Genomic DNA, 22,600 nt, shown 5'->3' on the forward strand with positions numbered 1-22,600 from the left:
GAAAGCGAGCTTTCTTTTTGAAGCTCGCTCGTCTTTGTTCTTTTTTTGGTTTATTCGTGACCGCGGGAGGATTCGAACCCCCAACCCTCAGAGCCGAAATCTGATATTCTATCCAGTTGAACTACGCGGCCGTCACTTTTCGATCAATGCGAGCGCAAAGGTACACAAAAAGATAGTTTCCAAAAGAATAAAACTACGTCAGGTGTTTGCGGACGATATTGGAAATGGTCTTGCCATCGGCCTGGCCTGCCAATTTCTTCGTAACGGCACCCATCACCTTCCCCATGTCCTTCATCCCCTCGGCACCCAGCTGATTTATGGTTTCGCTTACCACTTTTTCAACGCCTGCCTCATCGAGCTGTTCGGGTAAGAATTTTTCTAGAACAGCCACCTGGGATAACTCGGCAGCAGCGAGGTCTTCCCTTCCTTGTTCTGTATAAATAGCTGCACTGTCCTTGCGTTGTTTTACCAGCCGCTGAACTATTTTGATCTCCTCCTCTTCGGAAATACCTTTCCCGGCCCCTTTCTCGGTCTGGACTAACAGCAAAGCCGATTTAATAGCCCTCAGGGATTCCAGGGCTACAGTATCCTTGGCTTTCATAGCTGATTTCATTTCCTGCATGACCTTTTCCTGTAAGCTCATCACCTCTTTTTTTATGTCCTGCGAAGTTAAAAAAATAAACCCGAAAGGACTGGCATCTTTTCGGGTTTTGGCTTGGTTACTAAACCGAACAAAAAACTAACTAATCTACATTATCGTGCAAAAATGAATTGTTGGAACGCAATTGTATTTCGTCGTTGCTGTCTTCGCCGAGGGTAGTTCTTGACACCTTACCCTCCTTCGGGCTATCGCTCAGATTAACCCCCTGTCTTTTATAGGCAGGTTCCTTTTCGATCTCTTCGATATGACTCAGGTTGTTCTGAAACTTATAGTTAAAATCCTTGAGTTTTCTCCTGCGTTCATCGGCCCTGGCCTTCAACAGTTCTTCTATAGGAGAATTCATAGGGTCGATCTCTCCCTTCTGCTCGTCCTTATTCGACTGTTCGTAGGCACTTACAGTCTTGTGCTCAAAGACGAGTTCATCTTCAACGATTTTGGGGTCGAAATCCTCTGCCTTGGAACGCGCTCCGGTGAGTTTTGATTCCAGTTCCATATAATCATCAAGACTGTACCGTTTCTCCCCGTCCTTGTTGTATTCGAGGACCGGTATGACCTCAATATGCTCGTTGACATCTATTTCACTGATCTCTTCATCCAGGGAAAACGTAATCACGTGCTCCTTTTCTTCCTCTTCTTCCTCGTTCTCGTCAGTGAGGGGCAGGTCAAAACTCAGGGTTATTTGCTCCTTATTTTCTTCTTTAGGTGTGACAGTGACGGGATCTACCACCTCCATATCAAATAAGGCGTGTTTGGAATCGATGATCACGAAGCTGTCCTCATCTATATCTTCAGCAACCACTTCATCATAGAACACATTAAAGTTTCGAATAAAATTGGTTGTGGGCACCAGGTCCATATCATCTTCAACTTCCAGTACATGCTTTATGACGGGGTCCTTTTCTTCTTCCACCTTGACCTCGGTGAATTCCACAGAATGGTCAGACAGGTTTTGCTCTGCCTTTTGTTCATCCTCCAGTGTGTGTATAATCTTCTTGGATTCGGTGTTGACGATCTCATCCTGCTGGTCGACATTGAAGCCCGTGGCAATGACCGTTACTGCGATGGCATCGCCCAGTTCTTCATCTTCCCCTACACCCATAATGATATTGGCCCCATGACCTGCTTCGGCCTGAATGTGGTCGTTGATCTCACCGATCTCATCGATCGTGATCTCCTTGGTACCCGAAACGATGAGCAACAGGACGTTCTTGGCTCCGGTGATCTTGTTATCGTTGAGTAAGGGTGAATCGAGTGCATTCATGATCGCCTCAGTGGCCCGGGCAGAACCAGAAGCCATAGCCGATCCCATTATAGCCGTCCCGCTGTTGGACAATACCGTCTTGGCATCCCGCAAGTCGATGTTCTGGGTATAGTGATGGGTGATCACCTCTGCAATTCCCCTGGCCGCAGTGGCAAGTACCTCATCCGCCTTGGCGAACCCGGCCTTAAAACCGAGGTTGCCGTAAACCTCTCTGAGCTTGTTATTGTTGATGATGATCAGGGAATCTACGTGTTCCCTGAGCCTTTCTATCCCCTTCTGAGCCTGTTGGCATCTCATTTTACCTTCAAACTGGAAAGGCATGGTCACAATCCCCACCGTCAGGATGTCCATGGCCTTCGCCTGCTTTGCAATGATAGGAGCTGCACCCGTACCGGTACCCCCTCCCATACCTGCCGTGATGAAGATCATCTTTGTTGTAGTATCGAGCATGCTCTTGATATCCTCCATGCTTTCCACAGCGGCCTGCTCCCCTACTTCAGGGTTAGCCCCAGCGCCAAGCCCTTCGGTCAGGGAAACGCCCAGCTGGATCTTGTTGGGAACAGCGCTGTTCTGCAGGGCCTGGGAATCCGTATTGCAGATCACGAAATCAACGCCATTGATCCCGGCCTGGAACATGTAATTAATCGCATTGCTACCTCCACCACCGACGCCAATCACTTTAATGACATTGCTTTGATTCTTGGGGAGGTCAAAGGAAATATTTTCAAATTCGGTGTTCTTGCTCATGTTGCTCTTGTTAGGGGTTTTATGATTTAATAGGTTATTCCGCGTTGTCGAGGAAATCTTTGAGTTTCTCAGACCATCGGTCAAAGACAGATTTCCGCTCCCTCTTTTTAACGGTCATTGAAGCGGTGTCTTCATGGCCCTGAAGTACCATTTCCTTTTCCTTTTCAGCTTCCAGGGTTTTCAATCTGCGCTTGTCCTTGTTCTCCACTGCATTCATCAGCAGACCTACGGCCGTAGCGTAAAGAGGACTGGCGATCTCTGCGTCCGAATCCCCTGCCAGGTGTTCGTTGGGATATCCAATCCTGGTGTCCATACCGGTGATGTATTCCACTAGTTGCTTCAGATGTTTTAACTGGCTTCCGCCACCAGTGAGTACGATCCCGGCGATCAATTTCTTTTTCTGTTCCTCATGTCCGTAATTCTTGATCTCAACATATACCTGCTCGATGATCTCGACCACTCTGGCATGGATGATCTTGGACAGGTTCTTAAGGGTGATCTCCTTGGGTTCCCTGCCCCTGAGCCCGGGAATGGAAACGATCTCATTATCCTTGTTCTCTCCGGGCCAGGCCGAGCCGAATTTGATCTTCAACAATTCTGCCTGTTTTTCGATAATGGAGCATCCTTCCTTGATATCCTCTGTGATCACATTACCTCCAAAGGGGATCACAGCCGTATGCCTGATGATTCCATCCTTGAAGATCGCCAGGTCAGTCGTCCCACCTCCAATATCGATCAAAGCCACACCTGCTTCTTTCTCTTCCTGGCTCAATACGGCCTCCGAAGAAGCGAGTGGTTCCAGGGTAATATTGTAGAGGTCGAGACCCGCACTTTTAATACACCTGCCAATATTCTTGATGGAGGAAACCTGTCCCACCACTACGTGGAAATTGGCTTCCAGTCGGCCTCCGTACATACCAATGGGCTGCTTGATCTCAGCCTGCCCGTCTACCTTGTATTCCTGTGGCAGCACATGGATGATCTCCTCTCCCGGCAGCATGACCAGCTTGTAGACCTGGTTGCAGAGCTTCTCCAGATCGTCCTCATTGATCACCTCCTCAGAATTGGCCCGGGTGATGTAATCGCTGTGCTGGAGACTCCGGATATGCTGTCCCGCGATCCCTACAACCACAGAACCTATCTTAAGTCCTGAATTGGCTTCGGCCTGCTCCACAGCCTGTTGTATGGATTTAATGGTCTGGGTGATGTTATTGACCACCCCGCGATGAACCCCGAGGCTTTTAGACCGGCCTATGCCCAGCACTTCAATCTTGCCATATTCGTTTTCCTTGCCGATGATAGCCACTATTTTAGTGGTTCCTATATCGAGGCCAACTGAGTAATTTACCTGATCCATAATCTTATATTTTTGTGCACACAACTTGGTTGTCAAATTCTAAACTCACTACGGCGTACTCCTTCAGGGATTGATCTTTCAGCGCCTTTGCGTAAAAAGCCTTGAAATTCTTGAACTTTTTTTCCAGGTCGCTCACATCCCCCAGGTTTACCACAAAATCCTCCACCCGAAATTTTAACTGATACTGCTCTTCCGTCTGAATATGAATCCCAATGACATTCTTCCTCAGGAAGTCGTCCTGGTTTATATACTTCAGTATCTCAAATACATCATCAAGGCTCTTGCCAGTGATCTCTCCAGTGATAATCGGAACCCGTGCAGAGTGCAACCTGGATAAGGGCATAGATTTTCCATCCTCGTCAAGGTAGAAAGTAGTATTCCCTTTAACTCTGCCTATGGGCTGCCTTTGGAAAATTTTGGATGTAAGTTTGTCATCGATAGTAAGATATACCTGGGCACTTTTTACCATATCATGGGTCTCAAGGACCTTTTCTATAGTATTCAAAACTACCTTTTCTTTATCCTCCATAAGGACGCTTCCGTAATTTTGTATTAACAATTTATTAACCATATCCTTAGACAGGTATACATTGTTATCGCCTTCAAAAATAATCTCCACATCTCTGATGGGCCTGTCCGCATTCCTGTCGTTAGAAAATGCATAAAGTCCTGTTATACAAACTATTAAACAGAACAATTTGATGTAGTTCCAATTAATTTTCATATTCAAATTCGCGTTTTAATGAGTCTGCTTCCAGCCCTATATCTCCTGCTCCCAGAGTAACCAGAATCTCGGGATTTCGGGCCTTGATTTCTTGCGCCAGGTCCTGTTTAGAGACCAGTTTTTTATCCGGATTTGCGATCTGTTCCAGCAAGACCTGGGAGGTGATCCCCGGGATGGGTTTTTCGCGCGCCGGATAGATATCCAGCAGGAGAATACTGTCAAATCCTGACAGGCTGTTGGCAAAATCTTCCATAAAATCCCTCGTCCTGGAAAAAAGGTGGGGCTGGAAGACCGCCAGAATTTTCTTTCCGGGATGCATTTCCCTGATCGCATCCAGTACGGCATCAATTTCCGTTGGGTGATGGGCGTAGTCGTCAATAAAAATCAGGTCGTCCTGCCGGATCTTGTAGGAGAATCGCCTCTGCACGCCTTTAAAGGTTTCCAGAGCCTTCACGAGGCGATCCAGAGGGGGGTTAACCTGGATCGCCATTGCGAAAGCCACCAAGCCGTTGAGCAGATTATGCCTGCCCGGCTTGTTGAATCTGACCCCTTCCAGTGTCCTTTCAGGGGTGCCCAAATCGAATATGTAGGTGCCATGTTCAATCTTTATATTCCTAATACAATAGTCCGAATCGTCTTCAATGCCATAGGTAATTCCTTCCAGAGGCAAACCATTCCTTACAAAGAGCTTTCCGTCCGGTTTCAGCCTGGAGGCAAATTCGAGGAAGGAGGTTCGCATGGAATCCCTGTCCCCGTATATATCCAGATGGTCAGCATCCATGGAGGTAATACAGGCGATGTCCGGGTGCAGCCTTAGAAATGACCGGTCAAATTCATCGGCTTCCACCACTGAATATTTATCCCCTTCGCATATAAAATTGCTGTTGAAGTCTTCCGATATACCGCCGAGGAACGCGGTGATGGGAGTACCGGTCTCTTTGAGAAGATGTGCCAGAATACTCGAGGTAGTCGTCTTTCCGTGGGTGCCTGCCACAGCAAAGCAGAAAGTGTCACGGGTGATTAATCCCAGGACCTCGGATCGTTTTTGCACCCTGAATCCCCGATCGGTAAAATAATTCCACTCCTGGTGATCCTTGGGCACGGCGGGCGTGTAAACGATGAGTGTATCCGCCGGATCCAGGAATGAAGCAGGCACGAGGGAGAGGTCGTCCGCAAAATGGATATCAATTCCCTGGGCTTCCAATTCCCGGGTCAGAGGCGTCGGGGTCTTGTCGTAGCCGGCAACGGCCATGTTCTGGAAGAGAAAATACCTGGCCAGGGCAGACATTCCAATGCCTCCTATCCCTATAAAATACACCTTATGGAAATCGAATCTATTCATTCCTTTTGTTCAGTAATTCCACGATCTCATCCACTATATCTTCCGTAGCCCGGGGCCTTGCCAGTTTTTTAATGTTCCGGCTGAGTTCTTCACGACTGGGCCCCGAGTCCATCAACTGCCCGAAAACAGTTTTGAACTCCGCATCCAGATCCTTTTCCGCTAACATTACGGCCGCTTTCTCCTCTACCAGGGCCATTGCGTTTTTGGTCTGATGATCCTCAGCGACATTGGGCGAAGGGATGAACAAGACCGGTTTTCCGATTATACAGAGTTCGGATACCGAACCTGCTCCCGACCGGGATATGATGATGTCCGAGATGCGGTACCCGTGTTCCATCTCATTTAAATACCCATAGACCTTCACCGTCTCCGAGGTGAGGTGTTTGTACTGTTCGTAATACATGGCACCGCATTGCCAGACCAGCTGCAATCCCAACTTCTCAAAGTAGGGGAGCTGACTTTCTATCAGTTGGTTGATCCTTCTGGAGCCCAGGCTTCCACCAAGGACAAACAGGGTCTTCTTCTCAGGATCAAGGTCAAAGAACCCATAGGAACCCGATGCCGCTTCCGGCAGGTTCACCAGAGAGGACCGCACCGGGTTCCCTGTAAACACGATCTTCTCTTTAGGAAAGAACTTTTCCATCCCCGAATAAGCCACACAAATTCGGTCTACCTTCCCGGCGAGCAACTTATTCGTGATGCCTGCATAGGAGTTTTGTTCCTGCAAGACGCAGGGAATTCCCATACCCGATGCCACGCGCAGTACAGGTCCGCTGGCAAACCCACCGGTCCCGATGACCACGTCGGGTTGAAAGCTCTTCACTATGTTTCTCGCTCTGATCAAACTACTTATCACTTTCAATGGAAAGAGCAGATTCCTAATCGTCAGTTTTCTCTGCAATCCACTGATCCACAAACCTTTTATCTCGTATCCCGCCTGAGGGACCTTTTCCATTTCCATCCGGTCCTTTGCTCCCACAAACAGGATCTCGGCTTCCGGGAACCGCCTTTTACATTCATTAGCTATGGCGATCGCCGGATAAATATGCCCTCCAGTGCCTCCTCCTGAGAGAATGATCCTATAACTGTCCACTCAAGACTTCTAAAGGGTTATTTTCATCCACTTCCTTTTCTTCTTCCTGCTCCCTCTTCCTGCTTGCACTCAACACAATGCCTATCGCCAGACAGGTCATCCAGATGGAAGTACCCCCGCTGCTGATCAACGGAAGGGTCTGTCCGGTAACGGGAAATAATTCTACGGCCACTGCCATATTGATGAGGGCCTGGAAGACGATCGGTAAACCAACCCCTACCACCAATAATTTCCCGAATACGGATGTATTGGCATTGGCCACCACAACGATCCTGAAGAGTAAAAGCATGTAGAAGAACATCAGGGAGAAGCCGCCGATAAGCCCGTACTCCTCCACAATAATGGCGTATATAAAATCCGATGAACTCTGGGGGAGAAAATTCTTCATCACACTCTTTCCGGCCCCATTGCCCACCAGTCCGCCACTCGCAATGGCTATTTTTGCTTTTTCTATCTGATAGTCGGCTTCTGTATCGGCAGGGTCCCAGAAACTTTCCAAACGGTTCATCCAGGTATCCACCCTGTTGGGGAACAGGTCGGGAGCCGCTTTGGCCACCAGGACGAACAACAGCAATCCCAACATGCCTATTCCTACCACTCCGGTCAGGTATTTTAAAGGGTACCCCCCGAGAAAACACAAAACCAGTACCATAAAGAAGAGTATGGCCGCCGTGGAAAAGTTAGCCGGGAGGATCAGCATCACCATTAGAAAAACTGGGCTCCAGAGGGGTAAAATGCTTTCCTTAAAGGTGATTTCCCTGTCCTTGATCTTCGAAAGATACCTCGCTATGTACACCATGAGCACTACGGAGGCCAGGGTGGAGGTCTGGAAGGTGATCCCGACAAGGGGCAGGCGTATCCATCGGCTTGCATTGGCGCCCCCTATGGTCGTACCCTGTGCCAGGGTGTACACCAAAAGGGCAAGGACCACGGGCATCGCGATGATGGACAACCCTTTGAAATAATGAGTGGGGATCCTGTGTACCCCATAGATAATTCCAAATCCAAGGAACAGGAGGAGGGCGTGCTTTACCAGATGACCCATGGTGGTTCCGTTCCCCACCACATAGACCAGGTTGCTGCTGGCACTGTATACCGGCAGGAATGAGAACAAGGCCAGCAGGGCTACTACTGCCCATATGACCTTATCTCCCTGTGTGTGGCTGAATATCTTCACGTATCAAAGATTTTTAATAGCTTCCTTAAACTGATTGCCCCGGTCTTCGTAATTCTGAAAGAGGTCGAAACTCGCGCAGGCAGGAGAAAGGAGTACGGTATCTCCCCGTTCTGCGATCTTATAGGCCACTTTCACGGCTTCAGACATCGCATAGGTCTCCACAAAAATGTCTACCGCATTGCTGAAAGCTTCCCGGAGTTTGGAATTATCCTTCCCAAGGCAAATAATGGCTTTCACCTTTTCCCTGACCAGAGGCATTAAGGCCTTGTAGTCATTCCCCTTGTCTACTCCCCCCACGATCCAAACCGTCGGAGTGGTCATGCTGTCCAGGGCGTAATAGGTAGCGTTTACGTTGGTGGCCTTTGAGTCGTTGATGTACTGTACGTGGTGGATTTTCAAAACCTTTTCCAGCCTGTGATCAGCGCCCTGGAAATTCTGAATGCTCTCCCTGATTACCTCCTTGCGAATACCCACCAGTTTAGCGGCCGTAATGGCTGCCATGGTATTCTTGAGGTTGTGTTTCCCATCCAGGGCTAATGAATCTGATGCTAATTCCATAATGTCCTCTTGTGTCTTTATAATAAATTGTTCCTTCTTCAGGTATGTTCCTTGATCCCCTTCCCCCTCTGTGGAAAAGGGCATTTTAATGGCTTGGACCGGGTGGCCTTCCAGATAGGAAGTAATGACCGGGTCATCCCCGTCATAAATAAGGTAGTCACCCGCTTTCTGGTTCATGGTCATCCTGAATTTCGATGCGACATACTTCATAAAATCGTAGTCATACCGGTCCAGGTGGTCAGGGGTGATGTTTAAGATCATCCCGATATGCGGCCTGAAGCCTGTGATCCCATCGAGCTGAAAACTGCTGATCTCCAGCACGTAATACTCCTTTTCAGTCTCCGCCACCATTCTGGCAAAACTGTCCCCGATATTTCCGGCCATGCCTACAGACAACCCCGCCTGCTTGAAAATATGGTAGGTCAGCATGGTGGTTGTCGTCTTCCCGTTACTGCCGGTTATTCCAATGAGGGTAGCGTCTGTATACCGGGAAGCGAATTCGATCTCGGAGATCACCGGGATCCCCTGAGCGATTAGTTTCTTCACCAGAGGTGTCTTATCCGGGATACCGGGACTCTTCATGACCAGGCTGGCATTGAGGATCTTCTCCTCGGTGTGCCCTTCTTCTTCCCAATCCAATCCAAAATGTATAAGAACGTCCTTGTACTTTTTCTTGATCTGTCCCATGTCTGAGACAAATACGTCGAATCCTTTTTTCTGCCCCAGAATGGCCGTGCCAATTCCACTTTCTCCTCCTCCCAGTATCACCAGGCGATCCATACTACCTTACTTTTAAGGTTACTATGGTCACGATCGCCAGCAAGATCCCGATGATCCAGAACCGAGTGACGATCTTGCTTTCGTGATATCCTTTCTTCTGATAATGATGGTGCAGGGGCGACATCAGGAAAATGCGCCTCCCCTCCCCGTATTTTTTCTTTGTATACTTGAAATAGCTCACCTGCATCATGACCGAGAGCGACTCCGCAAAGAAGATCCCGCACAGCAGAGGGATGAGCAGTTCTTTTCTGACAATAATCGCAATGACCGCGATCACTCCCCCAATCGTAAGACTTCCCGTATCACCCATAAATACCTGTGCCGGGAACGCATTGTACCAGAGGAAGCCCACCAGAGAACCCACGAAGGCCGAGATGAACACTACCAGCTCACCGGCTCTCGGGATATAGAATATGTCGAGATAATTAGAGAAAATAATGTTACCGGAGACCCAGGCAAAGATGCCCAGGGTCAGGACGATGATCGCTGATGTTCCCGCTGCGAGTCCGTCGATACCGTCTGTGAGGTTGGCCCCGTTAGAGACGGCGGTCACGATAAAGATCACGATGGGGATAAAGATCAGCCAGGCGTATTTCTGGGGATCGGCTCCAAACCAGGCTACGACTTCCCCGTAATCGAGTTCGTTGTTCTTAAAGAAGGGGATGTTGGTCTTTGTCGATTTCAATTCTTTTCCTTCCACATCCCTGACCTCAAACTGCTCGGTGATGGTGGTCTTGTTCTTCTCCTTCATGGTGACCTCGGGGTGGAAAAACAAAGTAGCGCCCACCATCAGTCCTAGGACAACCTGCCCCAGTATTTTGAACCTGCCTTTCAGCCCCTCTTTGTTCTTCCTGAAGATCTTGATATAATCATCTATAAAACCTATGATCCCCATCCAGAGGGTGGTGACGATCAGTAGGATCACATAAATATTGTCCAGCCTCGCAAACAGGAGTACGGGCACCAGGGTAGACATGATGATGATGATCCCTCCCATGGTAGGCGTTCCCTGCTTTTGCTGTTGTCCTTCCAGGCCGAGATCCCTGACGGTTTCACCTATCTGTTTGCGCCTGAGCAACAGGATGATCCGCTTCCCGAATGTCGTTGCCAGGATAAGGGAAAGCAATACCGCCATGGCTGCCCTGAAAGTCAGGAACTGGAACAGGGTCGCTCCGGGGAACTGGTATTGTTTTTCCAAATATTCGAACAGATAGTAAAGCATAGTTATCTCCTTATTTTTTCAACCCGTCCAGGAAGCTTTTTACAATCTTAAAATCATCAAAGTCGACTCGTTTCCCATTCGTCTCCTGGTAGGTCTCGTGACCCTTCCCGGCCAGAAGGATAATATCTTGTGCATCGGCCAGTTGGCAGGCTGTTTTGATGGCCTGCTCCCTGTTTTCAATGGCCATGACCTTCATGGAGTTCTGGGGTTCCACACCTGCCTCCATATCCGAAATGATGGAAGCCGGGGGTTCAGACCGTGGGTTGTCTGAGGTGAAGATCACCTTGGTACTCATGGAGGAAGCGATATGCCCCATTACCGGACGCTTAGACTTGTCACGATCACCACCGCACCCCACTACGGTGATGACGCTTTCATTTCCAGTCCTCAATGCGCTGATTGTTTCCAGCACATTTTTTAAAGCGTCCGGCGTATGGGCATAATCAACAATAGCCGTTATGCGATTCTTTGAGATATAGTATTGAAACCTCCCGTCGACGTTTTCCAGTTCGCTCAGGAGTTTCATAGTTTCGAATTTGTCGAGTCCCAGCAGATCGGCCGTTGCGTAGATCGCCAGGATATTGTAGGCGTTGAAATGGCCTATGAGCTTGGTCCAGATCTCGTTGTTGTCGATCTTCAGCAACTGACCGCTGAATTGATTTTCCAGGATCTGTGCCCTGTAATCGGCATAGGACTTCAGGGCATAGGTATACTTCCTCGCTTTGGTATTCTGCAACATCACCAGGCCGTTCTTATCATCCATATTGGCCAGGGCAAATGCGTTTTTCGACAACTGGTCGAACAATTTCTTCTTGGCGTCCCTGTATTCTGCGAAGGAATTGTGGTAGTCCAGGTGATCGTGGGAAAGGTTGGTAAAAATGGCCCCGGCGAAGACGAGTCCATAGGTGCGTTTTTGATCGATCCCGTGCGAACTGGCTTCCATAAAACAATATTCCACTCCGGCCTCGCTCATCAGAAAGAGGTAATAATTGACAGTAAGAGAATCTGGCGTGGTATGGGTAGTGGGATATTCCTTGTCGTCTACCAGTATCCGGATCGTGGAGATCAACCCTACCTTAAATCCGGCCTTCTTAAAAAGCTTATACAGCAAGGTGGTTACCGTGGTCTTACCGTTGGTTCCTGTCACCCCGACCAATTTGAGGTTCCTGGAAGGGTTGTCATAATAATTGGAGGCCATCACTGATAGGGCCTCCTTTGTATCCTTTACCTCCAGGTAGCTCACCTCGTTCACCAGGTTTTCCGGCAACTGTTCGCACACGATGGCGTTTGCTCCACCGGCGATCGCCTTCTCTATAAATGCATGGCCGTCTGACTGGGTGCCCCGGATCGCCACAAAGACATCATCCATGCCTACCTCCCTGGAATCAAAGCAAATATGATTGACCAGTTTCGCAGTGGAACCGCTGACCGCAGTAAGTCCTACCCCATAAAGTATGTCTTTTAGCGACTTCATGACAATTCCAGAATTATTTTGGTTACCTGGTTCAACCGGGTACCCTTACTCACTGATTGTTTCTTGACCTTGCCGTTACCCCTGACCTCAACCTGCAGACCCAGGTTTTCAAGGATCGATATGGCGTCCATCCCACTCATTCCTTGCAGATCGGGGATGGTCTGAACCTCTTTTTGCGCTTCTTCGAAATACGATTCATAGGCATCCTCAAGGACCTCATTAAAAGGATCCAGGCTGGCCACTTCATCTACCATGGGATTATTGGCATAAATCTTCTGGGCGATCGATTTAAAAACGGGTCCGGAGACATCGGCTCCGTAATATCCCACGCTCTTATCGGGTTCATGGATAACCACAATGCACGAATACTTGGGATCCTCAGCCGGGAAGTAGCCGGCAAAAGTTGAGATGTACCGCAACTTATCGGGGTCCTTGCCCACGTAATTCTTCTGAGCCGTTCCTGTTTTACCCGCCATGGAGAAATCCGGGGCATACAACTTATGTCCTGTTCCCTCTTCTTTCTCAACCACATTTTTCAAAAGCTGCTGTACTTTCCTGATGTTATCCTCCGAGGCGATACGGGGATTGATCACCTCCTTGTCAAATTTTTGGATGGTGCTGTTCCATTCCTTTACCTCCTTGATCAGCCTAGGCCTGAGCAATTCCCCGTCGTTGGCAATGGCGTTGTAGAATGCCAGGGTCTGTAGCGGTGTCAGAGAGACCTCATATCCGTGCGACATCCACGCCAGGGAGATCCCGGACCAGCCTTTGTCACCCGGATTTCGGATCACCGGTTTTCCTTCACCCTTGATCGGAAGGTCCAGTTCCTTGTGCAACCCCATCAGCCTGAGGCGGTTCACAAAGGCCTGGGGATCATTCTTGTATCCGTTGTGGATCATTTTTGCAAAGGCCGTATTGGAAGAAACCTCAAAAGCCTCAGCCACTGATATCTCCCCATATCCGCCGTGTTTGGAATCCCTCACGATGCGATCGTAAAGCCTCCACCTCCCCTTTTCAGTATCAATGATCGTACTCGTATCTACCACCTGATCTTCCAGGGCCGCCAAAAGAGACATGAGCTTAAAGGTGGAACCCGGTTCATGGGACTCCCCTATGGCGTAGTTGAGCCGCTCGTAATACTTGCCTTCCTCTGTCCTGCCCAGATTTGAGATAGCCTTAATCTCCCCGGTATGGGTCTCCATGACAATGACACATCCGTGGTCTGCCTTGTACTTCTCAAGCTGTCGGAGAAGTCCGTGATGAGCGATGTCCTGAATATTGATGTCAATGGTCGAGACTACATCATACCCGTCCTGTGGCTCGATAATATTGTCAAGGCCAATGGGTTTCCACTGCCCTTTTGCGATCTTTTGCTTGAGCCTTTTGCCCTCCTTACCCCTCAGGTATTCCCCAAAGGCCCCTTCAAGGCCCACGCGGGTAGCGTAACCATTCTCATCAAAACGCTCATATCCCACACTCCTTTCGGCGATCTTCCCCAGGGGATGCTCCCGTACCGTTTTCTGGTCGACGATGAGTCCGCCACGGTAGGGCCCCATATTGAAGAGAGGGAATTCCTTTACACTCATATACTGGGAATAATCCAGATTGCGGGCGATCAGGGCATATCGATTCTTATTGGCCTTCGCCTTGCGCAGTAGCTGCTCGTAATGAGAGGCGGGATTGTTCAATAGCCTACCCAGTTTTTCGGACAGGGGGCCTACATACTTTTTAAAATCCTCATCCTTTACAGTGACCGCATCGAACCTTATGGAATATTTAGAAACCGACGTTGCGAGTAAACTGCCATCGTCTGAGTATAAATTGCCCCGGTTCGGCGGGATCGTGAACATCTTTTCCGTGCGTTCAAGGGCAAGTTCCTTGTATTTGTCGCCATGAACAGTCTGAATGCTGACCAGTTTAAACAGGACCAGCCCTGAGAAGAGGAATAATCCTCCTGATACGAGGTATAATCTGGTCATTATATGTTTACTGGTGAAGGCCATTTACGGATTAGCAGATTTTACTTTGATCTTTTTGGGTGGTGCTTCGGAAGGGAGGAGACCTTTTTCGGCCACGGCCAGTCTTACCGTTGACTCCAGTTTTTGCTTCTGGACGTCGGATCGCATCTCCACGAACTGACTCCTCAGTGCTTTCACCTCTTCGTTGAGGGCTGCCAGCTGATGCACCTTTTTGTCCGCACTGTGCGAACTCGAGATCATGATGGTAGCCAGAAATGATGCAAAGACGAGGAACAGCCAGTTCTTGGGCGCATCCCCGCTCACGAGAAACTTACCTTTTAATATGGATACAATTCCTTCCTTCATGTCTTCAATTCTCTACAGTTATATGCGTTCTGCGATTCTGAGTTTGGCACTCCTGGCCCGGTTGTTCTGTTTGATCTCCTCTTCGGTCGGAACGATCAGATTTCCCACCTTTTCGAAGGGCTTGATCGGCTTGCCGTAAAAATCCTTCTTCAATTCTCCTTCAAAATTCCCTGTCATGACAAACCTCTTGACAAGACGGTCTTCCAGGGAATGGTAACTTATCATGCTCAGCCTTCCTCCGGGTTCAAGCAGGTCGGGAGTCTGGAGCAGGAATTCCTTGATCACCTCCAGTTCCTGGTTCACTTCAATCCTGATCGCCTGGTAGACCTGGGCGAGGATCTTGTGCTCCTTGTGACCCGGCAAAAAGCCTCTCAAAACCTCCTTTAATTCGGCGGAGGTCGCAATGGGATTAATCTTCCGGGAGGCGACAATGGCCCTGGTCATCTTCTCGGCGTTCCTTATCTCCCCGTATTCCTTCAAGACCTTTTTCAACTGATCTGCCTCATAGGTGTTGATGACATCGTAAGCCGATAATTCATTCCGGCGTGTCATCCTCATGTCGAGCTCTCCTTCAAAGCGGGTTGAAAATCCGCGCTCAGCCTTGTCGAACTGGTGGGAAGAAACCCCGAAATCAGCCAGGATCCCGTCTACTTTCCGAATGCCATAGAACTTCAAAAACTGACCGAGATACCTGAAATTCTCATTGATCAGGGTAAATCGACCATCCTTTATTTCATTTTGGAGAGCATCCTCATCCTGGTCGAAGGCAATGAGTTTGCCTTCTGCTCCCAGTCTCCTGAGGATCTCCCGCGAATGCCCTCCGCCTCCGAAGGTGATGTCTACATAGACACCATCCGCCTTGATGTTGAGTCCATCCACTGCAGGATGAAGCAGCACAGGGTTATGATAACTCATCGCCGTCTTCACCCATGACCTCTTCGGCCAGTTCTGCAAAATTCTCTGCCGTTTCATCGAGCACCTTCTCATAGAGGTCCTTATCCCAGATCTCGATGATATTGATCGCCGAGCTCAGTACCACCTCCTTGGTGATCCCTGCTATGGCTATAAGATTTTTTGGAATGAGGAGGCGGCCTGTAGCGTCGACCTCAACAGGTTTGACCCCTGCCGAAAACCTCCTTATAAAGTCATTGTTCTTTTTCTTGAAGCGGTTCTTCCTGTTCATTTTCTGCATCAGCAGATTCCATTCTTCCATGGGGTAAAGCTCCAGGCATGGCTGGAATACAGAGCGCTTGATCACAAAGCCTTTGTTGATGACGGGAGCCATTTGATTTTTGAGGGTAACAGGAATCATGACCCTGCCCTTGGCATCGGCTTTACAATCATATGTCCCAATAAAACTGATCATTCGAGCTCGGTTGGTTCTCTGTATATAAACTCAAATATATAGAAATTATTACCACTATTTACCACAAATTACCACTTTGTTGATATTTTATCCAAATCTGAAGCTAAAAAATCCCGTAGGGACGGACTCATCCCCACGGTTAGGAAATGAGAGTAAATTCTCATATCCACAGAAGCAAGAAGTTACCCCTGATCTCATTTAAATAGCCCCATATAGGGGAAATGCCTATATTTGCCAACTGACAACAGAAGCTGTCGTGCATGGAGAATACGATTAAGACGGACGGGAAATATCGTTATATCGAGGTGGGTGAAGGTACGCCCATGATCATCCTCCACGGTTTGATGGGAGGGTTGAGTAATTTCGAAGGGGTGACAAATTATTTTCCCGGGAAAGGCTACAAGGTGCTCGTACCTGAATTGCCCATTTACAGCATGCCTATGCTCAAGACCAATGTCAAGAATTTCGCAAAATACCTCGAGCAGTTTATAGAATACAAAGGGCTGAAAGACGTCATCCTGCTGGGCAATTCCCTGGGTGGTCATATCGGACTCCTGCATACCAAACTCTACCCGGAAATGGTGAAAGCCTTGGTGATCACAGGTAGTTCCGGACTTTACGAAAGTGCGATGGGAGACGGCTATCCAAAACGAGGAGATTACGAATTCATTAAAAAGAAGGCTCAAGATGTGTTCTATGATCCGGCCGTGGCCACAAAGGAGATCGTAGACGAGGTATTTGCCACCGTTAATGATCGCATGAAGCTGATCAAGACCCTCGCGATCGCCAAAAGCGCTATCAGGCATAATATGTCCAAGGACCTGCCCCATATGCTGACCCCTACCTGTATCATCTGGGGTGAGAACGACTCCGTGACCCCTCCGAATGTCGCGAGGGAATTTCACGAACTCCTCCCAGATTCAGATCTCTTCTGGATCCCGAAATGCGGTCACGCCCCCATGATGGAACACCCGGATGAATTCAACGAGATCCTGGCGGCCTGGCTGAAGCAACGCAATTTCTAAAGTCCGGTAATCATGAAAATAAAGTCGGCCGACTTTGTCATGAGCAATTCCAGCGTGGAAAGTTGCCCTTCGGATCCTATTCCCGAATACGCCTTTATCGGTCGTTCCAATGTGGGGAAAAGCTCCCTGATCAACATGTTGACCGAGCGAAAATCCCTGGCCAAAACCTCCGGCAGGCCGGGTAAGACCCAGCTGATCAACCATTTCAGGATCAATGACAACTGGTTTCTGGTCGACCTTCCGGGCTATGGGTACGCCCGGGTCTCCAAAAAGGAGAAAAAGACTTTCCAGAAATACATTACCGAATATTTCCTGAAGAGGAGACAGCTCATCAGCGCCTTTGTCCTGATAGACATACGCCATGATCCCCAGCCTATCGACCTGCAATTCATGGAATGGCTGGGTGAGAACAGCATCCCTTTTGGGATCATTTTCACCAAGGCCGATAAACTCAAACCCAATGCCATAAACCGCCAAGTTGAGGGGTATCTGAAAACTATGACGGATGGCGCCTGGGAGGAGGCACCCGTGCATTTCGTCACCTCTTCCCTCAAAGCGACAGGAAGGGATGAGATTCTGGAATATATCGGGCAGATCAATTCGGACTTCTTCTCCCACCAGGGTTAATAATCCTATTTCACTCTTCCGGATTACCCAACCGGACTCTGATCTCACGGATCAGATCATCCGTATGATTTAGGCCATTGAGTTCCCCAGTACCCAGGAAGACCTCTATATCATGGGCGGTGAGCTCAAGGACGATTGGAAAGGTATAGGCGGGCAGGAATTTGGAGGAATACGCCTCGAGAAATTCGTCCTTGTGCAAAAATTCCATGGTGAGATTACTTTCCTCCCTGAAGGCCTTCCAACTGCGTTTTTCCCTAAAAGCCCCGTAGGTAAGTTCACAAAGCCGACAGTTGTAGGTAGCAGGATTCAGGACCTTATGGGCCGCATCCAGGAGGATATTGCCAAGGCCTGAATCCGCATTGTACACAAAAAGCAATTTCCTTATTGATTCTCTGCTCACAAGTACCGTATTTTGTATCTCTCTCTAAAGAGGATCATTCCCTGAAGGGAGTCGTCAGGAAGAAGGCTTCCTTACGACCAACAAGTCCAAAACGTACAGTAAAATATGAAAAAGACAGTACACAGGGCCGATACTCGAGGCCATGCCAATCACGGTTGGCTGAATACTTTTCACACCTTTAGTTTTGCCAATTACTACGATCCTTCCCGCATGAATTTTGGGGTCCTGCGTGTGCTGAACGATGATGAAGTGGCCCCGGGAATGGGCTTTGGCACCCATCCGCACCAGAACATGGAGATCATTTCCATTCCGCTGGAAGGCGATCTGGAACACAAAGACAGCATGGGCAACGTAGCCGTGATCCGCTCCGGAGATATACAGGCGATGAGCGCGGGCACGGGCGTGAGCCATAGTGAAAAGAACAGGAACTCGGACAAGGCGGTTAAATTCCTCCAGATATGGATACTGCCCAACAAAGCCAACGTCACCCCGAGATACGATCAGATCACTCTGGAGACGGACGCACTAAAAGACCGGTTCCACCAGATCATATCTCCCAACCCGGAAGATGAAGGCATTTGGATACACCAGGACGCCTGGTTCCACATGGGCGAGTTTCAGGCGGGAAGCACTCCCACCTATGAAGTAAAGATGAAGGGAAACGGCTTATATGTATTTGTCCTTGAGGGATCTTGCGAAGCAGGAGGGGAAAGTCTTCACAGGAGAGACGGTATTGGGATCTGGGATACGGAGTCCGTAACATTCAAAATGACCGAAGCTTCCCGGTTGTTATTGATGGAAGTGCCTATGGCCAATTAACCCTGCAACTCGAGTTTCTCAGCAAAATACGCACAGAAGTCCTTCATGGTTGCTGTCATCTTTTCGTCCTGAGTCGCTTTCATAAAAGTATCTGAGAGGGACAGGAGGGTCTGGTGAAAGAAAACCTTCATCTCATCCAAAGGCATATCCTTGGTCCACAGGTCGATCTTCAGGGACTCTTTATTCTTGCTGTCCCAAACAGAGAGGAGCATGGCTTTTGCCTCCTCATCCACGATTCCGCCATCCTGGGCAGACCAGCTGAGTTTTTCTGGGATACGGTTCTCGTCAAGCGTGATCTTGAGGACGATCTCTGAGGTCTCTTCCTTTTTCATCTGTGTGTTTTTAATGTTTTTTATAGGTCAGATGTAATTCGCCAATAAACATCTCGGTGGGAAGCACGATTTGCTAAGACTCATTTCACAACCTTACTTCTGGGGTTTGTAATTCGATTCTTTGAAAACGGTCTCCGCCGGCATTGCCCACAACTTATTCGGAGGGGTTTTGGTCCGTTCCATAAAGGCCCGTACGATCTGCCATCCCATATAGCGCCCGAGCCTGCCGGGCGATTCATTGTCCAGTTCCAGCCTGAATTTGGAAAAAGGAGCCGGATCCAGGAAACGGGGCCCCAGTTTTGAGTCCGTACTGTAAAGCATTTCCCTTTCTATAAAGTACCGCCAGATCTGTTCTTCATTGGCCTGAGCCCAGGCCATTTCCTCTTCGTCATAACCTATTTTCTGTCCGTCGGTCTGCCGCGGAAGGAGGAGGTCTTTCAGGTAGAGTTCCTTACCGTAATAGATCATCTGGGAGAGGAAGGTACGGTCCTGGGGATAGGACACCACCTTCTTGGCTATGGCACTGACGATATCGCTTTCCAGATATTTCGAGTCCAGCCCTCTGGCTATATATCGGTCGATCCCCGCATAAAACCTGTGCTCCTTCCCGAGATAATTATCCAGGCCGATCAGAAGCAGGGAGTCCGTAAGGATGATTCGGTTCTCATAGTCCACATCGGTGGTAAGGGTGATCAGATCCGGGATAGGATACTGAGGGAAGTAATAGGCCACGTGCTTAAAAAGCAAGGTGAGTTCCTCCTCATGAGGTCCCAGATCCGAGTACGCACTGTCTACCGCCTGCCTTAGTTCGAGCTGAATGGTATCCTTCAATTTAGCCAGCCAGATACTATCGGGATACTGTGGTGGAAACAGAAAGGGATATCTCTCCTTGAGGGAAGGGAGGCTGCCGGTATCGACCCTGGCAAACTCCTTGTCGAATCTCCTTATCTGTAGCTCTACCGGCTGATCCAGGATCTCAGAAGGAATTACTTTTTCATCAGCACATCCTGAAAAAATGAGGATCAGGAAGAAAACCGGAAACAGGGTCTTTGACATGAAAAGTAATGGGTTAAGCGCTTTAATATTACGTTTGCAGGGGTTATTTTTACGAGCCCAAAGGTACGGCATTTCAATTAAACAAGTAAAGAATATGCAAACAGAGAAAGTAGTAGCACACATAGTAGATTGGCTTAAGGAATACACATTGAACGCAAAGATGAAAGGCTTTGTGGTAGGAGTATCCGGAGGGATAGACTCCGCAGTCACTTCGACCTTGTGTGCGCGAACGGGCCTCGACGTGCTTTGTGTGGAAATGCCTATACACCAGAGCGAAAACCAGGTCACCAGGGCAGACCGGCATATCGACTGGCTTATTGAGCATTATCCCAACGTGAGGCGGGTACCCGTAAATCTCACTCCGGTCTTCGACCAGCTTGTAGGTTCACTCCCAAAGGTGGAAAACGAGGAGGAACGGCATATGTCCCTCGCCAATACTCGGGCCCGGCTGCGAATGACCACCCTTTACTATTTCGCGGCTCTCCTGGGTTATCTGGTTGCGGGAACCGGCAACAAGGTAGAGGATTTCGGCATCGGATTTTACACCAAGTACGGGGATGGGGGAGTCGACCTCAGCCCTATTGCAGATCTCCTCAAGACGGAGGTCTATGAACTGGGTTCCTATTTAGGAGTACATGAAGACATTCTGATGGCCCCACCTACGGACGGACTCTGGGGAGACGACCGAACCGATGAAGACCAGATCGGTGCCTCATATCCCGAGCTGGAATGGGCCATGAAAATGGATTCTGAAGGGAAGGATATTAAGGATTTTAAAGGACGGGAAGCAGAAGTATTCGCTATCTACAAGAAGTACAATACGGCTAACAAACATAAGATGATTCCTATCCCAATTTGTGAGATTCCGGAGACATTGAAGTAACCGATCACCTGAAAAGCCGGTATTTAAGACGAATTGTTGGCGGCAAATTGTAGTAAAACCTTAAAATTTTTACAGTTTTGCTATAGAACTTAGATAATAAAACCTTACATTGCATGTTAGGTTTGGGTGTAGCTTTTACCCGTTTTGTCTAGAAAAAACCAACAATGATCAACATTTTAATTGCCGACAATCACCCCATTGTCAGATTAGGAATTAAGGAAGTTCTCAACACCGTTCCTGATTTTCAAGTACTGGGTGATGTCTCAACCACCAACGAACTTTTCGAAACCTTAAAGAAAAAGAATCCCGATGTTGTCATCCTGGAGATGGACATTCCCGACATCAACGGAATTGCCACCCTGAGAAGGATGAAAAAGGAATTCCCCGATGTGAAGGTTCTCATTTACAGCGGGCAGTCTGAAGACGTATACGCCCTCAGTACAATCCGGGCAGGAGCTTTCGGATATCTGTCGAAATCTTCCGACCTGGATTACATCATTACCGCCGTTAAAAAGGTAGGACAGGGGAAAATGTTCATCACCAACGAACTCGCCCAGCGTCTCGCCTTTGACGAGGGGACCCAAAAGCAACGAAGGTTCTTCAGGAAACTTTCCACCAGGGAAGTGGAAGTGCTCAAACTCCTGGCCAGTGGCAAACGCAACAAGGATGTGGCCGAGGGTCTCAACCTCAACGAGAAAACAGTCAGCACCTACAAGTCGAGGTTGATGAAAAAACTCAACGTAGACAACCTTGTGGACCTGCTGCAACAGGCCAAGGCCCTGGAATTGTATTGATAATACCAAGCTAACTATAGAAAAGACCTCCTGAAACTCCGGGAGGTTTTTTAATACCCTGAACTTTACGGGAAATACAGGCTTATATTCAGGAAAGGACCCTGTTGAGTTTGTTGTTGAGCAGTTTATTCAACTGAAGGTAGTTCACGATCTCCTCCAGGACCTCGCTGTTGTCCTCAGTTTTTTCCTCCGTATCCTGCTGCAGACTGTGGATCCTTTTCTTGATCAGGTAACAGCGCAGCGTGAGGATGGTCTCACTGACCAGCTGAGCGACAGTCCTGGTTTTTTCCTTGGGATAGATATCCCTGCGTTCCCAGTTGTGCAGGTTGTATTTCTCTTCTTCCATGAGGATGGAAGAAACGTCCTTTACCAGTTGCTGATCCAGTTCCTGCAGGAAGTGGGCGATCTGGAAATCCTCCTTTTCATTGAGGGTTTCCATCAGCTTGTAGTAGATCGTCTTGAAATGGTCGTGTGTGAGTTCAATCTCGTCTTCCTGCAGGTCGAGAAAGATCTTTTCATAGACCCTGGCCTCCACTCGTTCCGGTTCTAGCACCAGTTCTCCCTCCTCATTCTCCTTC

The 22,600-nt window shown here is 48.6% G+C and carries 22 protein-coding genes, 1 tRNA gene and 1 pseudogene; 5 read left to right on the plus strand and 19 right to left on the minus strand.

What is annotated here, in order from left to right; all coding sequences use genetic code 11:
• Positions 1-57: 57 nt before the first annotated feature.
• From ABYP73_RS02275 to mraZ, 15 genes are all read right to left on the minus strand, one after another.
• Positions 58-131 (minus strand) — tRNA-Arg (locus ABYP73_RS02275).
• Positions 132-193: 62 nt separating this feature from the next.
• Complete coding sequence (locus ABYP73_RS02280) at positions 194-643, minus strand: GatB/YqeY domain-containing protein (RefSeq protein ID WP_372945828.1); 450 nt, start codon at positions 641-643, stop codon at positions 194-196.
• Positions 644-743: 100 nt separating this feature from the next.
• Positions 744-2,669 carry a cell division protein FtsZ gene (gene ftsZ / locus ABYP73_RS02285; protein WP_372945829.1) on the minus strand — a complete coding sequence of 642 codons (1,926 nt, stop codon included), beginning with the start codon at positions 2,667-2,669 and terminating at the stop codon, positions 744-746.
• Between the two features lie 34 nt (positions 2,670-2,703).
• Positions 2,704-4,026, minus strand: a complete 1,323-nt coding sequence (gene ftsA, locus ABYP73_RS02290) for a cell division protein FtsA (RefSeq protein WP_372945830.1) — start codon at positions 4,024-4,026, stop codon at positions 2,704-2,706.
• Positions 4,027-4,030: 4 nt separating this feature from the next.
• Positions 4,031-4,750 (minus strand): cell division protein FtsQ/DivIB, encoded by a 720-nt coding sequence (locus ABYP73_RS02295; protein WP_372945831.1) that lies wholly within the window; start codon positions 4,748-4,750, stop codon positions 4,031-4,033.
• Entirely contained in the window at positions 4,740-6,092 is a 1,353-nt protein-coding gene (gene murC / locus ABYP73_RS02300) for a UDP-N-acetylmuramate--L-alanine ligase (protein WP_372973332.1), read from the minus strand. Before murC ends, ABYP73_RS02295 begins: the two co-directional genes overlap by 11 nt.
• A complete protein-coding gene (murG, locus tag ABYP73_RS02305) occupies positions 6,085-7,185 on the minus strand; it encodes an undecaprenyldiphospho-muramoylpentapeptide beta-N-acetylglucosaminyltransferase (RefSeq protein WP_372973333.1) in 1,101 nt (366 codons plus the stop codon). Before murG ends, murC begins: the two co-directional genes overlap by 8 nt.
• Positions 7,172-8,362 carry an FtsW/RodA/SpoVE family cell cycle protein gene (locus ABYP73_RS02310; protein WP_372973334.1) on the minus strand — a complete coding sequence of 397 codons (1,191 nt, stop codon included), beginning with the start codon at positions 8,360-8,362 and terminating at the stop codon, positions 7,172-7,174. The genes murG and ABYP73_RS02310 overlap by 14 nt, the downstream gene beginning before the upstream one ends.
• Before the next feature lie 3 nt (positions 8,363-8,365).
• Entirely contained in the window at positions 8,366-9,700 is a 1,335-nt protein-coding gene (murD, locus tag ABYP73_RS02315; protein ID WP_372944622.1) for a UDP-N-acetylmuramoyl-L-alanine--D-glutamate ligase, read from the minus strand.
• A gap of 1 nt (position 9,701) precedes the next feature.
• Positions 9,702-10,922, minus strand: coding sequence for a phospho-N-acetylmuramoyl-pentapeptide-transferase (gene mraY, locus ABYP73_RS02320; RefSeq protein WP_372973335.1), 1,221 nt, complete (start codon positions 10,920-10,922; stop codon positions 9,702-9,704).
• A gap of 10 nt (positions 10,923-10,932) precedes the next feature.
• Positions 10,933-12,396, minus strand: coding sequence for a UDP-N-acetylmuramoyl-L-alanyl-D-glutamate--2,6-diaminopimelate ligase (locus ABYP73_RS02325; protein ID WP_372973336.1), 1,464 nt, complete (start codon positions 12,394-12,396; stop codon positions 10,933-10,935).
• Positions 12,393-14,399 carry a penicillin-binding protein gene (locus tag ABYP73_RS02330; RefSeq protein ID WP_372944619.1) on the minus strand — a complete coding sequence of 669 codons (2,007 nt, stop codon included), beginning with the start codon at positions 14,397-14,399 and terminating at the stop codon, positions 12,393-12,395. The genes ABYP73_RS02325 and ABYP73_RS02330 overlap by 4 nt, the downstream gene beginning before the upstream one ends.
• Positions 14,400-14,720 carry an FtsL-like putative cell division protein gene (locus tag ABYP73_RS02335; protein WP_372944618.1) on the minus strand — a complete coding sequence of 107 codons (321 nt, stop codon included), beginning with the start codon at positions 14,718-14,720 and terminating at the stop codon, positions 14,400-14,402.
• An 18-nt stretch (positions 14,721-14,738) separates the two neighbouring features.
• Positions 14,739-15,635 carry a 16S rRNA (cytosine(1402)-N(4))-methyltransferase RsmH gene (gene rsmH, locus ABYP73_RS02340; RefSeq protein ID WP_372944617.1) on the minus strand — a complete coding sequence of 299 codons (897 nt, stop codon included), beginning with the start codon at positions 15,633-15,635 and terminating at the stop codon, positions 14,739-14,741.
• Positions 15,622-16,086, minus strand: a complete 465-nt coding sequence (gene mraZ, locus ABYP73_RS02345; RefSeq protein ID WP_372944616.1) for a division/cell wall cluster transcriptional repressor MraZ — start codon at positions 16,084-16,086, stop codon at positions 15,622-15,624. The genes rsmH and mraZ overlap by 14 nt, the downstream gene beginning before the upstream one ends.
• Positions 16,087-16,346: 260 nt before the next feature.
• On the opposite strand from mraZ, the gene ABYP73_RS02350 reads away from it, so the two are divergent.
• Together ABYP73_RS02350 and yihA are read left to right on the plus strand one after the other, a co-directional pair.
• Positions 16,347-17,111 (plus strand): alpha/beta fold hydrolase, encoded by a 765-nt coding sequence (locus tag ABYP73_RS02350; RefSeq protein WP_372944615.1) that lies wholly within the window; start codon positions 16,347-16,349, stop codon positions 17,109-17,111.
• A 12-nt stretch (positions 17,112-17,123) separates the two neighbouring features.
• Positions 17,124-17,738, plus strand: coding sequence for a ribosome biogenesis GTP-binding protein YihA/YsxC (gene yihA, locus ABYP73_RS02355; RefSeq protein WP_372944614.1), 615 nt, complete (start codon positions 17,124-17,126; stop codon positions 17,736-17,738).
• 10 nt (positions 17,739-17,748) lie between these two features.
• On the opposite strand, the gene ABYP73_RS02360 is transcribed toward yihA, so the two are convergent.
• Positions 17,749-18,138: a GTPase gene (locus ABYP73_RS02360; RefSeq protein ID WP_372973337.1), complete on the minus strand. Its 390-nt coding sequence runs from the start codon at positions 18,136-18,138 to the stop codon at positions 17,749-17,751.
• Between the two features lie 105 nt (positions 18,139-18,243).
• On the opposite strand from ABYP73_RS02360, the gene ABYP73_RS02365 reads away from it, so the two are divergent.
• Positions 18,244-18,957 (plus strand): pirin family protein, encoded by a 714-nt coding sequence (locus tag ABYP73_RS02365; RefSeq protein ID WP_372944612.1) that lies wholly within the window; start codon positions 18,244-18,246, stop codon positions 18,955-18,957.
• Here the strand turns inward: ABYP73_RS02365 and gldC are convergent.
• Complete coding sequence (gene gldC / locus ABYP73_RS02370) at positions 18,954-19,289, minus strand: gliding motility protein GldC (RefSeq protein WP_372944611.1); 336 nt, start codon at positions 19,287-19,289, stop codon at positions 18,954-18,956. The genes ABYP73_RS02365 and gldC overlap by 4 nt on opposite strands.
• A gap of 93 nt (positions 19,290-19,382) precedes the next feature.
• Entirely contained in the window at positions 19,383-20,345 is a 963-nt protein-coding gene (gldB, locus tag ABYP73_RS02375; protein ID WP_372973338.1) for a gliding motility lipoprotein GldB, read from the minus strand.
• Between the two features lie 94 nt (positions 20,346-20,439).
• Between gldB and nadE the strand changes: the two genes are divergently transcribed.
• Complete coding sequence (gene nadE, locus ABYP73_RS02380; protein ID WP_372945205.1) at positions 20,440-21,228, plus strand: NAD(+) synthase; 789 nt, start codon at positions 20,440-20,442, stop codon at positions 21,226-21,228.
• A gap of 164 nt (positions 21,229-21,392) precedes the next feature.
• A complete protein-coding gene (locus tag ABYP73_RS02385; RefSeq protein WP_372945204.1) occupies positions 21,393-22,022 on the plus strand; it encodes a response regulator in 630 nt (209 codons plus the stop codon).
• A gap of 88 nt (positions 22,023-22,110) precedes the next feature.
• On the opposite strand, the pseudogene ABYP73_RS02390 reads toward ABYP73_RS02385, so the two are convergent.
• Positions 22,111-22,600 (minus strand): annotated as a pseudogene (locus ABYP73_RS02390) (DNA primase); the annotation flags it as partial.

Origin of the sequence: Muriicola sp., from assembly GCF_041567615.1 — a bacterium.
Lineage (GTDB): Bacteria > Bacteroidota > Bacteroidia > Flavobacteriales > Flavobacteriaceae > Muriicola.